General features: G+C 71.7%; 14 protein-coding genes. 4 read left to right on the top strand and 10 right to left on the bottom strand.

Annotated elements, in window-relative coordinates:
- Nucleotides 1-36 precede the first annotated feature (36 nt).
- Both QHG49_RS19275 and QHG49_RS19270 read left to right on the top strand, forming a co-directional pair.
- A complete protein-coding gene (locus tag QHG49_RS19275; RefSeq protein ID WP_145485848.1) occupies nt 37-495 on the top strand; it encodes a hypothetical protein in 459 nt (152 codons plus the stop codon).
- A 33-nt stretch (nt 496-528) separates the two neighbouring features.
- On the top strand, nt 529-1260 hold the full coding sequence (locus QHG49_RS19270; protein ID WP_159702588.1) for a nucleotidyltransferase family protein: 732 nt from the start codon (nt 529-531) through the stop codon (nt 1258-1260).
- 204 nt (nt 1261-1464) lie between these two features.
- On the opposite strand, the gene QHG49_RS19265 is transcribed toward QHG49_RS19270, so the two are convergent.
- The 6 genes from QHG49_RS19265 to tgmA all read right to left on the bottom strand — a co-directional run bounded on the left by QHG49_RS19265 (nt 1465) and on the right by tgmA (nt 8316).
- Nucleotides 1465-3177, bottom strand: coding sequence for a DoxX family protein (locus QHG49_RS19265; RefSeq protein WP_201300595.1), 1713 nt, complete (start codon nt 3175-3177; stop codon nt 1465-1467).
- Nucleotides 3178-3335: 158 nt separating this feature from the next.
- The gene (rlmB, locus tag QHG49_RS19260) at nt 3336-4280 is read right to left on the bottom strand and encodes a 23S rRNA (guanosine(2251)-2'-O)-methyltransferase RlmB (RefSeq protein WP_111583924.1); all 945 of its coding nucleotides are present in this window, start codon (nt 4278-4280) and stop codon (nt 3336-3338) included.
- A gap of 100 nt (nt 4281-4380) precedes the next feature.
- A complete protein-coding gene (cysS, locus tag QHG49_RS19255; protein ID WP_301490488.1) occupies nt 4381-5781 on the bottom strand; it encodes a cysteine--tRNA ligase in 1401 nt (466 codons plus the stop codon).
- A gap of 233 nt (nt 5782-6014) precedes the next feature.
- Nucleotides 6015-7139, bottom strand: coding sequence for an ATP-grasp peptide maturase system methyltransferase (gene tgmC, locus QHG49_RS19250; RefSeq protein ID WP_159702594.1), 1125 nt, complete (start codon nt 7137-7139; stop codon nt 6015-6017).
- Nucleotides 7136-8101, bottom strand: coding sequence for an ATP-grasp ribosomal peptide maturase (tgmB, locus tag QHG49_RS19245; RefSeq protein ID WP_301490487.1), 966 nt, complete (start codon nt 8099-8101; stop codon nt 7136-7138). Before tgmB ends, tgmC begins: the two co-directional genes overlap by 4 nt.
- The gene (gene tgmA / locus QHG49_RS19240; protein ID WP_370530485.1) at nt 8101-8316 is read right to left on the bottom strand and encodes a putative ATP-grasp-modified RiPP; all 216 of its coding nucleotides are present in this window, start codon (nt 8314-8316) and stop codon (nt 8101-8103) included. The genes tgmB and tgmA overlap by 1 nt, the downstream gene beginning before the upstream one ends.
- A 258-nt stretch (nt 8317-8574) precedes the next feature.
- On the opposite strand from tgmA, the gene QHG49_RS19235 reads away from it, so the two are divergent.
- The gene (locus tag QHG49_RS19235) at nt 8575-9912 is read left to right on the top strand and encodes a hypothetical protein (RefSeq protein ID WP_370530581.1); all 1338 of its coding nucleotides are present in this window, start codon (nt 8575-8577) and stop codon (nt 9910-9912) included.
- A gap of 136 nt (nt 9913-10048) precedes the next feature.
- Here QHG49_RS19235 and QHG49_RS19230 read toward each other — a convergent pair whose 3' ends face one another.
- The 4 genes from QHG49_RS19230 to QHG49_RS19215 all read right to left on the bottom strand — a co-directional run bounded on the left by QHG49_RS19230 (nt 10049) and on the right by QHG49_RS19215 (nt 12645).
- Complete coding sequence (locus QHG49_RS19230) at nt 10049-10453, bottom strand: PPOX class F420-dependent oxidoreductase (protein ID WP_145485842.1); 405 nt, start codon at nt 10451-10453, stop codon at nt 10049-10051.
- 84 nt (nt 10454-10537) lie between these two features.
- Nucleotides 10538-11029 carry a 2-C-methyl-D-erythritol 2,4-cyclodiphosphate synthase gene (gene ispF, locus QHG49_RS19225; protein ID WP_145485841.1) on the bottom strand — a complete coding sequence of 164 codons (492 nt, stop codon included), beginning with the start codon at nt 11027-11029 and terminating at the stop codon, nt 10538-10540.
- Nucleotides 11019-11792 carry a 2-C-methyl-D-erythritol 4-phosphate cytidylyltransferase gene (gene ispD, locus QHG49_RS19220; RefSeq protein ID WP_159702600.1) on the bottom strand — a complete coding sequence of 258 codons (774 nt, stop codon included), beginning with the start codon at nt 11790-11792 and terminating at the stop codon, nt 11019-11021. Before ispD ends, ispF begins: the two co-directional genes overlap by 11 nt.
- A gap of 370 nt (nt 11793-12162) precedes the next feature.
- Entirely contained in the window at nt 12163-12645 is a 483-nt protein-coding gene (locus QHG49_RS19215) for a CarD family transcriptional regulator (RefSeq protein ID WP_003953493.1), read from the bottom strand.
- A gap of 614 nt (nt 12646-13259) precedes the next feature.
- Here QHG49_RS19215 and QHG49_RS19210 point away from each other — a divergent pair.
- Complete coding sequence (locus tag QHG49_RS19210; protein ID WP_301490485.1) at nt 13260-13961, top strand: DUF461 domain-containing protein; 702 nt, start codon at nt 13260-13262, stop codon at nt 13959-13961.
- Nucleotides 13962-14091: the final 130 nt, after the last annotated feature.

Below are 14091 nucleotides of genomic sequence, written 5' to 3'. Positions count from 1 at the left end.
GTCCTCGCGCCATTACCGCCCGCTACCCTCACACGCGTGAAGCACTCCATCACCACTCAGACGCGACGCAGCCACCGGGGCCCTGCCCGCCGGGTCGGCCGCTCCCTCGCCCTCGTCCTGCCCGTCGTCCTGGTGCTCTCGGGAACCCTCGCGGTCACCCGGGTCAACTGGACCGGAAGCCCCGCCGGCTCGGTGCTCACCGCCTCCGACGTCACGTCGGTGCAGTCCGCGCCCAAGACGGTCGCCCACGCCCCCGAGGACGTGCTGCGCGACCGCCTGCTGAGCGAACTGCACGAGAAGAACCCGGGCGTGGTCCTCACCCACCTCCAGGAGGCCGTCAACGGCCACCCCTCGCTCGCCCGGCACTGCACCTCCATCGCCCGCTCCCTCGGCCGGGCCGCCGTGCGCATCTACGGCGCCTCGCGCGCCCAGTCGTACGCCCGCCCGGTGTGCGACACCTCCTTCGCGACCGGGGTACTGGCCGCACGCAGCTGAACCCGGCCCGGGGCGCCACGTACAGTGCGGTCCATGACCCATCCGAACGCCGCGTCGCGCCCCACTCAAGCCGTGATCCTGGCCGGCGGCCAGGGCTCCCGGCTGCGTCCGTACACCGACGACCGGCCCAAGCCGATGGTCGAGATCCCCGGCACGGGCACCCCGATCATCGGCCACCAGCTCACCTGGCTCGCCGAAGAGGGTGTGACGGACGTGGTGGTCTCCTGCGGCCACCTCGCCGAGGTCCTCCAGGACTGGCTGGACTCGGCCCGGCTGCCGGTCTCCGTGCGCACCGTCGTGGAGACCGAGCCCCTCGGCCGCGGCGGCGGCCTCAAGTTCGCCGCCGCCCATCTCCCCCACCCGGACCGGCCCTGGTACGCCACCAACGGCGACATCTGGACCCGCTTCTCGCTGCGGGACATGGCCGACTTCCACACCGAGCGGGACGCCGTGGCGACGCTCGCGCTGGCCCGGCCGCGGATCCCCTGGGGCGCGGTGCGGACCGACGGCTTCGGGCACATCACCGACTTCATCGAGGCCCCGCCGTCCACGTTCGAGATCAACGCCGGTGTGTACGTCTTCTCGCCGGAGTTCACCACCCTGCTGCCCGAGCGCGGCGACCATGAGCGCACGACGTTCCCCGGCCTCGCCCGGGAACGGAAGCTCGCGGGCTACTCGCTGCCGCAGGGCGCGTACTGGCGGGCCATCGACACGGCGAAGGACCTGACCGAAGCGGCCAAGGAGCTGGCCGGCGCGGGCCGGTAGCCGGACGCGGGCCCGGGTACAGGCGCGGGCCCGGGTACGGGCGCGGGCCCGGGTACGGGCGCGGGCGCGGGCGCGTCGGGCTGTTCGTGCAGATCATCCCCCGCGCCCCCGGGGCGGCAAGCCTCCTCCCTCCCTCCCCCCCCCGGGCAGCAAAAGGGGCCCGGTACCTTTCGCGGTACCGGGCCCCTCTCCTGTGCGCTGCCGTCAGCCCAACAGGCCGCCCAGCACGCCCGGTTGGCCCGTGGAGGCGCCGCCGCTCGACGTGGAGGTGCCGCCCGGGGCGGAGCCGCCGGAGGTGGTGGAGGTGCCACCGGTGCCGGTCGGGCCCGCCGTGGTGCTGGGGGCGCCGCCGGTGGGGGCGGACTGGCGGGACGGGAGCCGGCCCGTGGTGCCCTGGGTCGCGCTCGGCGTGCTGGTCGTACCGCCCGCCGTGTGGCTCGCGCCCGGGGTGGCCGAGCCGGAGGGGCTCGCACCGGCCGTGGCACCGCCCGAGGGGGAGGTGGGCGCGGACGGGGTGGTCTTGTGCCGGGTGCCGGGCTCGCCGGGGAGCGGGGAGCCGGGGACGTTGTTGCGGGGGGCCTCGCCGGGGCCGGGGACGACCACGCGGCTGGAGTCGCGGACCGCGCCACCGAGCAGCGAGCCCACCAGCAGGGTGAGGCCGACGGTCAGCGCGGTGATCAGGGCGCCGCGGCGCAGCACATAGCGGCGCAGCTCCCAGATGTCGGAGCGGGGGCCGAGCCGCCGCCAGGCGCTGCCCGCGAGACGGCCGTCCACCGAGTAGACGGGCGCTCCGGCGATGATCAGCGGGGACCAGGCGGCCAGGTAGATGATGTCCGGGGCGTCGTACGCCGGGACCGTCTTCCAGCTGACCGTGACGATCAGCGCGGCCGACAGCAGCACGCCGACCACCGCGGCCACCCGCTGCCAGCAGCCGAGGATCGTCAGCACGCCCACCACGACCTGGAGGAAGGCGATCACCAGGCCGGAGCCGACCGGGTGGTGCAGCGCGAACTGGCGCAGCGGCTCGGCGACCTCCCAGGGGTGCAGGGTGTTCAGCCAGGTGACCATGGAGCCGCGCTTGCCGCCGTCGAAGTAGACGGGGTCGCACAGCTTGCCCATGCCGGCGTAGATCGAGATGAAGCCCAGGAAGATGCGCAGCGGGAGCAGCACCACGCCGAGGTTCATCCGGCGGCCGGGGTAGTAGGCGTGCCGGCCCGGGTCGTCGGTGCCGCGCCGGGCGGGGCGCGGGGCGTCGAGGTCGTGGAGGTCGTCCTCGTCGTCCGCGTCGTCCTCGGAGTACGGCCGGAACGACTCCGTGGGCTCGTCGTCGTACTCGTCGTACCCGTCGTGGCGCCCGAAGCCCGGCTGCGGGTACGGCGGTTGGTCGTACGAGCCGCTGCGCATGTGCGGCAGGAGGCGGGTGCCCCCGTCGTCGTCGGCGGAGGTGCGCTGGTGTCCGACGACGGGGGTCTCGACGGTCTGGTCCAGCGCGTCGTACGCCTCGTCGTAGCCGGTGGTGCCGACGCGCGGGATGACGCGGGTGGCGCCGGTGTCGGGCTCCTCGGCGTGGCGGACGATGCTGCCCCGCACGGCCTGGAGAAGCCGGTGGGCGCCGGTGTCGTCGGGCGCGGAGCGGCCGCTCCACACGACGGGCCGGCGGCGGCCGGCGCCGGCCCGGGCCGCCGGGGCCGCGACGGGCATCCGGGCGGTGTCCTGGGCGGCGCTGAGATGGCGGGCGATCCGGGCGGACCGGGTGCGCCCGGCCGTCCCGCCCAGCTGCACGCGGAAGCTGGCGTGGTTGACGATGATCTGCGCCGGGTCGCTCGGCACCTTCACCATGCTCAGCGCGGGAGCGTCGTCGAATCCCGACGAGCGGTCCCCCGTGGGTGTGCGGGGTGTTCTGGTGTCCACACTCATCTAACCGAGTGACGTGGGGTTAGGACACTGCTTTGACCGGGCGGATGTGTCCGGGCCCCGTCAAAGCAGCGTCGAACGCCATATGGACGCCGGAATTCCCGCGTAAGGGTGAAGTTCCGGACGGGTGTTCAGCCCCGTCGGCGCGTCGCCGCGACGGCTCAGCTCCGCCTGCGGGCGGCCTCGTAGAGCACGATGCCCGCGGCCACACCGGCGTTGAGGGACTCGGTGCCGCCCGGCATCGGGATGCGGACCCGGAAGTCGCAGGTCTCGCCGACGAGCCGGGACAGGCCCTTGCCCTCACTGCCGACCACGATCACGACCGGGCCCGACAGGGCCTCCAGCTCGCCGATCTCGGCCTCGCCGTCCGCGGCCAGGCCGACGACCGCGACACCCGCCTTCTTGTACTGCTCCAGGACGCGGGTGAGGTTGGTGGCGCGGGCCACCGGGGTACGGGCGGCCGCACCGGCGGAGGTCTTCCAGGCACCGGCGGTCATACCGGCCGAGCGGCGCTCGGGCACGACCACGCCGTGGCCGCCGAACGCGGAGACCGAGCGGACGACCGCGCCGAGGTTGCGCGGGTCGGTGACCCCGTCGAGCGCGACGACCAGCGGGTCCGCGCCCTCGTCGGCGGCGGCGTCGAGCAGGTCCTCGGGGTGCGCGTACTCGTACGGCGGGACCTGGAGGACCAGACCCTGGTGGTTCAGGCCGTTGGTCATGCGGTCCAGCTCGGGGCGCGGGGCCTCCATGAGGTTGATGCCGCCGCGCTCGGCGGCGAGCTGGAGGGCCTCGCGGACGCGCTCGTCGTTGTCGATGAACTGCTGCACGTAGAGGGTCGACGCGGGGACGCCCTCGCGCAGCGCCTCGACCACGGGGTTACGGCCGACGACCAGCTCGGACGCCGACTTGCCGCCGCCCCGGCGCGGCTGCGGGCGGCCGCCCTGCGCGCGGCGGACCTTCGCGGCGGCGGCGCGCTGCTTGACGTGCCCCTTGCGCATCTCGGCGGGCGGGGTCGGGCCCTTGCCCTCCAGGCCCCGGCGCCGCTGGCCGCCACTGCCGACCTGCGCGCCCTTCTTGCCGGACATGCGGCGGTTGTTCGCGGCCATGAGTCACCTGTTCCGTGAGCTTTGTTCGTACGTACGTCTTATGCAGTGTGCCGCCCGGGGGGCCGGGCGGCACAATCGATCAAGGGGCGCCCGCGGCGGGCTAGCGCGCGCCGAGGGTCCAGCGCGGGCCCTGCGGGCTGTCCTCGATGGCCAGGCCCGCCTGGGCGAGCTGGTCGCGGATGGCGTCGGCGGTGGCCCAGTCCTTGCGGGCGCGGGCGGACTCGCGCTGGTCGAGGACGAGGCGTACGAGGCTGTCGACGACGCCGTGCAGATCCTCGCTCTGGTCGGACTCGCCGACCCACTGCTCGTCCAGCGGGTCCAGGCCCAGGACGCCGAGCATGGCGCGGACCTCGGCGAAGCGGGCGACCGCGGCGTCCTTGTCGTCGGCGGCGAGCGCGCTGTTGCCCTGGCGGACGGTGGTGTGCACCACGGCGAGGGCGCCGGGGACGCCCAGGTCGTCGTCCATCGCCTCGGCGAAGGCGGGCGGGACCTCGGCGGCGGGCTCGACGGACTTGCCGGCCAGCTCGGTCACACGCTGAAGGAAGCCCTCGATCCGGCCGAAGGCGGCCTCGGCCTCGCGCAGGGCCTCCTCGCTGTACTCGATGGTCGAGCGGTAGTGCGGGGTGCCCAGGTAGTAGCGGAGCACGATGGGGCGCCACTGCTTGACCATCTCGGACACCAGCACGCTGTTGCCGAGCGACTTGGACATCTTCTCGCCGCTCATGGTGACCCAGGCGTTGTGCACCCAGTACCGGGCGAACTCGTCGCCGAAGGCCTTGGCCTGCGCGATCTCGTTCTCGTGGTGCGGGAAGATCAGGTCGAGGCCGCCGCCGTGCACGTCGAAGACGGAGCCCAGGTACTTGTGGGCCATCGCCGAGCACTCCAGGTGCCAGCCGGGACGGCCGCGGCCCCACGGCGTCTCCCAGTCGGGCTCACCCGGCTTGGTGGCCTTCCACATGGCGAAGTCGCGGGGATCGCGCTTGCCGGTGATGCCCTCCTCGGTGGGCTGGCGCATCTCGTCCAGGTCCTGCTTGGACAGCTCCAGGTAGCCGGGCCAGGAGCGGACGTCGAAGTAGACGCTGCCGTCGGCCTCGTAGGCGTGTCCGCGCTCGATGAGGGTGCGCATCATCTCGACCATCTCGGTGACATGGCCGGTGGCGCGGGGCTCGTAGGTCGGGGGGAGGCAGCCGAGGGCGGTGTAGCCGTCGTTGAACGCCCGCTCGTTCTCATAGCCGATGGACCACCACGGGCGGCCCTGTTCCCGGGCTTTGGTGATGATCTTGTCGTCGATGTCGGTGACGTTCCGGACGAACGTCACCTCGTAGCCGCGGTACTCGAACCAGCGGCGCATGATGTCGAAGTTGAGGCCCGAGCGGATGTGCCCGATGTGCGGGGCCGCCTGCACCGTGGCGCCACACAGGTAGATCGAGACACAGCCCGGCTTGACCGGGTCGAAGTCACGGATCTGCCGGGCGCTGGTGTCGTACAGGCGAATAGTCACCACTCCAGGGTAGTGGTCGCGACCCAGTGCCTCACGCCCCTTCCCCTCTTTACGGCGCCCTCCCCGCTGTTTGCGGTGATCCCCCCGTGCGGCGGCCTGACCGTGCGCCCCGCCCCGGAGCCCTCGCCCGCACGACGGGCCGGAGCGTTCCGCATGCCCAGGAGAGTCACCACACCACTGTGACCTGCGCAGACGCCGTGCAGGCCGAGGCCGGGCGATGCCGTGCGCGGGCCTCAGACAGGCAGGTTCCAGGACGGCCCGTCGGGGCTGCCGAGCCAGACACGTTGGGTGCCGTCCTCCTCCACGGTCATACCGAAGTCGGACAGTGTGGGTGAGCCGGCGCTCCGCCAGGTGGTGAGGGCGCCTTCCACCTGGTCCCACAGCTGGAGGGGTCCGTGCTGGTGGACGGTCCATCCCTCCCCGGCGGGTTCGGTCCATGCCTGGGAACCGGTGGCGACGTCCACCAGGATCACGCCCGTGCCGGTGGTCATGAGTTCGGCGGAGGGCGCGGCCAGCTGGGCGAGGAACTGCCCGGTCCAGTCCTCCAGGAGGGCGGGCCGCACACGGGTGGAGCGAGTGCGCCCGGGGTGCTTGTGGAACGTGGGGCGGGGCGGTCGTTCGTGGGGGCGGGCGAGCATGTAGCTGATCCGGTCGGCGTGGAAGGGGCCGGTGGCCGTTCCGTCGTCGTGGACGGTGAGGCGAACGAGGCCGGAAGCCGGCAGCCATCCGCCGACGGCGGTGGTGATGGTGCCGCCGTCGCGTACCTGGCGGAGCCAGGCCGGGGGGATGTGGCGTACGGCGCAGGTGGCCACGATGTGGTCGTATTCGGCGCCGTCCCTGTGTCCGGCGAGGCCGTCACCGGTGATGAGAGCGGGGTTGTGACCGGCCGAGCGCAGGCGATCGGCCGCCGCGGCGGCAAGGTGGGGGTCGTACTCGATGGAGCAGACGTTCTTGTCGCCGAGACGACTGCACAGGATGGCGGTGGAGTAGCCGGTTCCGGTGCCGATCTCCAGCACCTTGTCGCCGTCGCCGAGACGAGCGAGGTCGAGCATGCGCACGATCAGAGAGGGCAGCGTGCTGGACGAGGTGGGGCGTCCGGTGAGCGGGGCGGTGGCGTCGGCGGCGGCGACACCGTCGACCTGGGTGACCCAGGTGACGTCCTGGTGGACGAGACGCAGCCACTCGGCGGGGTCGGTCCGATCGCGGTGGAGGGGGGCCCAGTGGCGGCCGTCGAAGCGGAACAGGCCCTCGCCGATGAAGAGTTCGCGGGGCACGGTTTCCAGGGCGGTGCGCCATGCCGGGTCGTCCACGGGGACGGCGGCCGCGAGTCGGCGGCGCAGGTCGTCGGGGTCGGTCATGCGGGGGCTCCGTGCTGTAGCTGATCGGCGATGGCGCGGGTGATGGGAGTGGTGATGCGGTCGGGGAACCAGGCCCATTGGCCGTTCGGGTTGCACTCGTACCAATGCCACCGGCCGTCACGGTCCAGTCCGAAGTCGAAGGCTCCGAAGACGAGCCCGAAGGCGTCGAGGTAGGCGCGGACGCTTCCGGCGATCTCGGGCGGGACGGGCAGGGGTGTGTAGGTGAGCTGTTCGTAGTGGCGGCGCCAGTCGATCCCGGGTGAGCCGCTGATCCGGACGGCGCAGAGGTGGTCGCCGACAGCGGTCAGGCGGATGTCGGCGGTTTTGCCGACGCGCTGCTGGAACAGGTGGGCGGTGTGGCGTACCCGGTGGTCGACCTGGTCGGGAGTGACGTCCTCGATCCAGACCGTCAGTGCGCGGCCGGTGCTGTCGGTGTAGGCGGTCTCGCGAAGTGGCTTGTAGATCACGGGCCCGTGCTCCGAGATGAAGGCGCGGGCACGATCGGGGTCGTTGGTGACGAGCGTGGGTGGCACGGTGAAACCGCACGCGGCGGCGGTGGCCAGTTGCGCCGGTTTGTACTCGGCATCCCGGTTGCGCCACGGGTGGTTCAGGTAGTGGGCTCCGGGAAGGGCGGCGAGGACGCCGCCGAGTCCGTAGCGGGCTTCTTCGATGCTCCATCGTGCTGCCAGGTCCGCCATGGCGCGGTCGGCGATGTAAGGGGTGGGCCGCCGCCAGTACACCGAGCGGACGTTCCCCACGTCGAGGGTTCGGGAGGCAGTGGCGAGAGTCCCTCCGGGTCCGGTGCTGCCGAAGGTGCCCGACAAGCGGATCTCTCCGGGGAAGTCGCCGGGGTCCAGGCGGACCACCGGTACCCGGCGCAGGTTCAGTTCGCTGATCACACCGTCCGCGGTGGCGTCGTCCAGCCGCGTGACGACGAGGACGGGCGACCTGCCCGGAGCCATCAGTCGGCGTCCCCGTTCTGGTCGCTGCCCTGATCAGGGGTGCCGTCCAGGCTGGTCTTCGTACTCGTCTCCTGCGACGTCTCCGACCGCTTGTGCCTGGCCTCCTCCACCGGCAGGGGCGTCCCGTCAGGAGCGGCCCACACGGGAACCTGCGTACCCGGGTCGAGGACCGGCCGGGCGGCGGGAAGGACCGCCGCCGCGGGGTAGGGCCGCATGCGTCCGAGTCCCCAGGGCTTTACCTGATCGGATGGCGCTGAAGGCTGCATGAGTCTCCTCGTTTCCCAGATGATCCGACGGTGACGTCCGCTGCCGGGAGTTCCGGGCGATCAGCGACGCCTGCCGGTGCGGGACGGCCGGCGGCCGGCGGGGTGAGCACCGAGCGGCCGGTAATCACTCAACACCTGTGCGCGGCCATGAGTAAGCGAGCACAGTGGACGGTGAGTTGCACAGGTTGCACACGCTCGGGGGTCACGATGGGACGACAGTCACTCATGCCGAACGACGTCCTGGCGGCGCTCATGCGAGAGGGGAACATCCGGAACGACCAGTTGGCACGTCGAGTCAATGCCGTCGGCACCGAACTCGGCCTCGGCCTGACCTACACCAAAACGGCCGTCTCGCAGTGGCTGAGAGGCCACCGGCCGAAGAAGGAAGCGCGCCCTGCCGTCACCGAAGCGCTCTCACGTCTGCTCGGGCGGCCCGTAACCTCGGTGGAACTCTGCTGGGACAGCGACACCACCGAGCCCCCGGCCGTGGTGTCGGGGATCGTCGACCTCGGAAGGGCGGACATGGACCCATCCCGGCGCGCCGTGCTCGGCGCGGGCCTGTACTCGGCGGCCCTGGCCATCCCCCGTTACGACGACATCGCAGGCCGGACAGATCACGCTGCGGCCGGTCGCACCACCCGTATCGGCCGGTCCGACGTGGAGACCGTGACGCGGATGACGGAGCAGATCGCGGACATCCTCGACGACCTCGGGGGTGGCCATGCCCGTCCCATGGCAGCGGCATTCCTCGTCAACACCGTGGGGCCCTGTCTGCGTGCCGACGGAACGCACGAGGTGAAGCGCGCGATGCGGGCCGCGGCCTCGGATCTCACGTACCTCACGGGGTGGATGGCCATGTACGAGCGCGAACACGGCGTCGGCCAGCAGTACTACATGACGGCGCTGAAACTCGCCGGTGCCGCCGAGGACCATGTGACGTACTGCCGCACCCTGCGCGGCATGGCGTTGCAGGCTTCGAACCTGGGTCACGGCCCGAAGGCCCTCGAACTCGCCGACTCGGCCGCGCAAGCCGCTCCGGCCTCAGGACCGCGCCTGGTGGCATTCCTGCGTGGCCAGCAGGCACACGGAGCCGCCATGGTCGGCGACCGGCGGCAGGCGTTCGACCGACTCCGGGAAACCGAAAAGGCGCTCTCGCAGGCCGACGGCCGCAACGACCACATCGGTGGATACGATCGCGCCGCCTACGAATTCCACGTCGCCCACGTCCTGTGGGAACTCAGGGACCGGCCCGGATCTGTCGAAGCCCTGCGGCGATCCAACAAGGCGCGTCCCTCCGGCGAGCGGCAGGGCCGCATGCACGCGACCGGCCTCCTCGCCACCCGGCTCATGGAGATGAGGCACGTGGAGGAGGCGTCCCGGGAGTGGGACATGTTCCTGGACGACTACGCCGGTGTCAGCAGTGCGCGGGGTGACGAACACTTCGCGACCCTGCGGACGTCCATCCGGCCGTACGTATCGCTGCCGGCCGTACGCGCCCTGGACGCGCGGGCCCGCGAGGTGGCCCGGCAGAAATCGGCAGCGTGACCGGGCGGCACCCCAGAGCCGCCCGGTCACCTCGCGCCACGCGCCCACCCGGGCCACGCGCTCGGGCCGGCCGAGTCGGGCTGTACGCCGGGTTCTGTTTCCCGGGCCGTGCTGCGGCCGGGGCGGGGCGGGTGGTTCAGAGCCGACCGACCACCTTGCGTGGCGTGATTCGTACGACGACCCGTTCCGCGTCCTCGGAGGACTCCGGGTTGAACTCGGCGTACTTCTTGCCCGTGTACTTGAGGCTCAGGTCGTCGATGAGGGACCGGCCGCCGTCGGTGGTCAGTTCGGCGGTGCCGCGGATCTCGGCGTACTCGTAGGGCTGGTCGGGGTTCATGACGACGACGGTGACGCGGGGGTCGCGGTCGAGGTTCAGCTTCTTGCGGCGGTCGACCGTGGTGGAGAAGAGGAGGTGCTCGCCGTCGCGCTTCACCCAGACCGGGGACATCTGCGGGCTGCCGTCGGGCTGGACGGTGCCGACGACGATGAACACCTTGCCGTCGAGCAGGGACTTGAGCCGGTCGGACAGGGCGGCGGACATGGGTACCTCCGAAAGGCCGCGGACGGTGACTCTCCGGGTACCCTCGCACGCCCTCGGCTCACCCGCACCAGGAGGCCGCGGAATTCAGGACACCCGCGCCACCAGCGCCGTCGCCACCGCCATCAGCCCCTCGTCGCGCCCCGGGAAGCCGAGGCCGTCCGTCGTGGCACCGGAGACGGACACCGGCGCGCCGGCCGCCTCGGAGAGGATCTTCTGGGCCTCGTCCCGCCGCTTGCCGATCTTCGGGCGGGGGCCGATCACCTGCACGGCGACATTGCCGATGACGAAGCCCGCCGCGCGCACGATCCGCGCGGCCTCGGTGAGCAGCGTGACCCCCGACGCGCCGGACCACTCGGGCCGCCCGGTGCCGAAGTGCTGTCCGAGGTCACCGAGCCCGGCCGCGGAGAACAGCGCGTTGCAGGCGGCGTGCGCGACCACGTCCGCGTCGGAGTGCCCGGCCAGACCCGGCCCCTCGCCCTCCCACTTCAGGCCCGCGCACCACAGCTCGCGGCCCTCCTCGAAGGCGTGGATGTCGGTGCCGATGCCGACCTGGGGCAGGACCGTCTCAGTAGCCATCGTTGAGCCTCCTGCGGGCCAGGACCGCCTCCGCGAGGACCAAGTCCAGCGGGCGGGTCACCTTGAACGCCTCCTCGTGACCGGGGACGGTCACCACGGGCAGGCCGAGCCGCTCCACCATGCTCGCGTCGTCCGTGACGTCCTCGGTCACCGTCTCGTGCGCGCGCACCAGCGTCGCCCGGTCGAACCCCTGCGGCGTCTGCACGGCCCGCAGCCGGGCCCGCTCCGGCGTGGCCACGACCGGCTCGGGCGCGCCGGGCGCGGCGGCCGGCTCGACCTCCTTGACCGTGTCGGCCAGCGGCAGCGCGGGGACGACCGCCGGGGCGCCGTCGCGTACGGCCTCGATCACCGCGTCCACGGTGTCGACGGGGACCAGCGGACGGGCCGCGTCATGGACGAGGACGACGCCGTACTCGGGGGGTACGGCCGCGAGGCCGAGCGCCACCGACTCCTGGCGGGACTCGCCGCCGGGCACCACCTGGAAGTCCGTGCGCTCCGGCAGCGTGTGCGCGTCGAGCAACGACTTCACCTCGCCGGGTCCGTCCGGCGGGGCGACCACGATGACGAGGGAGACATGACGGGAGGCGGCCAGGGAGTGGACGGCGTGGATGAGCATCGGCGTGCCGTTGAGCGCCCGCAGCGCCTTGGGCGCGCCCGGTCCGAGCCGTACGCCGCGGCCGGCGGCGGGAATCACGGCGGCGACGGGGGCCTGCGCGGGCGCCGAGGGCGGTCCGGCGGGCGAGGGACGCGATTCGTCAGACATCGGTTCCTGTCAGGTTTGTGTGCTCGACCTTGTTGGGTATGGCCTTCAGGAGTGCCGGGCGCGACGCCTTGACCGGACCCTTTCCGTGACCCTGGTCGAGCCGTCCACCCGGGCCCGGCACCTTGAGTATCGGGGGCCCGCTTCGTTTTCAGGGGCTTTCCGGGGGGTACGCCACAGGCGGCGCCGCGGGGACGAACATGCCGCAGCGCCCGGCGACAGAATCGAGTGTCATCGGGCACCGCGGCATTTTCGCTGTGCTGAGAATGTGCGAGAGCACTGTGCTGAGCGTGTGCGGGGAGTGGGGGCGAGGGGCAGGACCGATCAGAACATCAGCCGTTGACCAGGGATCGCCACCCACGGCACGGGCACGTCAGGAGGCGAGCACCTCGTCGAGCAGGGCCTCGGCCTTGTCCTCGTTCGTGTTCTCCGCGAGAGCGAGCTCGCTCACCAGGATCTGGCGGGCCTTGGCGAGCATGCGCTTCTCACCGGCGGACAGTCCGCGCTCGCGCTCACGACGCCACAGGTCACGCACGACTTCCGCGACCTTGATGACATCGCCGGAGGCGAGCTTCTCCAGGTTTGCCTTGTAGCGACGGGACCAGTTCGTGGGCTCCTCGGCGTACGGCGCGCGCAGCACCTCGAAGACCCGGTCCAGTCCGTCCTGACCGACCACGTCACGCACACCGACGAACTCCGCATTGTCCGCTGGCACACGCACCGTGAGGTCACCCTGGGCGACCTTCAACACCAAGTAGGTCTTGTCCACGCCTTTGATCTGGCGAGTTTCGATAGCCTCGATCAGCGCGGCCCCGTGATGGGGATAGACCACGGTGTCGCCAACCTTGAACGTCATGTGACAGGTACCCCTTCCGTGGCTATCCAGGGTAACACGGATACGGCGTCTTCTGAATGGCGTTTTCGCAGGTCAGGGCATATCTCGGGGCTTGACAACAGCAACCGGAACGTGCTGCGAGGGCCCTCCGGAAGCGGGAATTCGCAGGTGGGAGGGGCTGTTCGGGCGGGGTGAAACGCGTACGTTACACACCTCGCGCGCACACTCCAAGTGGATGAACGTCCCGATTTGTCCGATTCCTAGCGTACGACTTCCGCTACTCCGTTCGGAGGCCCCGGGCCCATGTGAGCCGTTTCCAGAATTGATCAGTGACGGCCGGACGGGTGAACCGGTGATCAATTTCGGGACGGCCCCACATTCCTTCACGGAAATTTTGCGCCCGGTTATGCGAATGGCGTACCGCGACCTCGGCAAAGTGGCCGAAGTGGCGGTTGTGACTGCGGGGACGCGTGAGACGTCGGCGGGGCCACGTACCCCCACCTGGCGGGAAGCCCGGGGCGAGGGGGAGGGTCGGGTGCGATCGCGCGGGAACGGCTCGGTAACCTGAAGCCGCTGACAGACACTTAGGACGGCTTTACAAGGAAGCCGCCCCTGCGTTAGGAGTTGCCGCCGCCGTGAGCAGCAGCCTTCGACGCGGCGCCCTCGCCGCTTCCGCCATTGTCTTCTCGATCGCCTCGCTCGCCGCCTGCGGCGCCGGCAACGACTCGCAGACGCTTGAGGTCAAGCCGGACAACGCGGCGACCAGCGTCGGCGACATCAAGATCCAGAACGCTCTGGTCATCACCCAGCCCGACCCGAAGGCGACCGGCCCGGCCGTGGTCTCCGCGACCCTGTTCAACTCGGGCGCCGACGACGAGACCCTCCAGTCGATCAGCGTCCCGGGCACCGGCGACACCGTGAAGCTGACCCCGGCCAAGGGCGGCAGCCTGACCGTCCCGGCGCACGGCTCCCTGATCCTGGGCGGCCCGGACAACGCCTCCGCCGAGATCCCCGGCGGCCACCAGAGCGTGCAGGACGGCAACGCCCAGCCGGTCACCTTCACCTTCAGCAAGGCCGGCGCGGTGAGCCTGCGCGCCTTCGTGGTCCCGGCCACCAGCTACTTCGACAAGTGGGGCCCCTCCAAGGTCCCGGCCGCCCCCACCGGCTCCCCGGCCGCCGGCGCCACCGCCACCGCCTCCGGCAGCGCCAAGCCGGGCAAGCACGGGGCGAACCCCTCGTCGAGCGCGAGCACCGGCGCGGGCGACACCACGGGCACCACGGGCACCAACCCGACCCCGAGCGACTCGTCCTCGGCATCGACCGGCGCGGGTCACTGAGCGGTCGTACGACGGGCCACTGAGCGGTCGTACAACGGCTGAGCGGTCGTACGACCGCCCGCCGAGCCGCCGTACGACCGGTCACTGAGTGGTCGTACGGACCCACGCAGCACGCGAAAGGGCGGCATCC

It is taken from the genome of Streptomyces sp. WP-1 (assembly GCF_030450125.1).
GTDB classification, from domain to species: domain Bacteria; phylum Actinomycetota; class Actinomycetes; order Streptomycetales; family Streptomycetaceae; genus Streptomyces; species Streptomyces incarnatus.
Note: the sequence above shows the minus strand (reverse complement) of the source record. Positions and strands in the feature narration are given on the sequence as shown.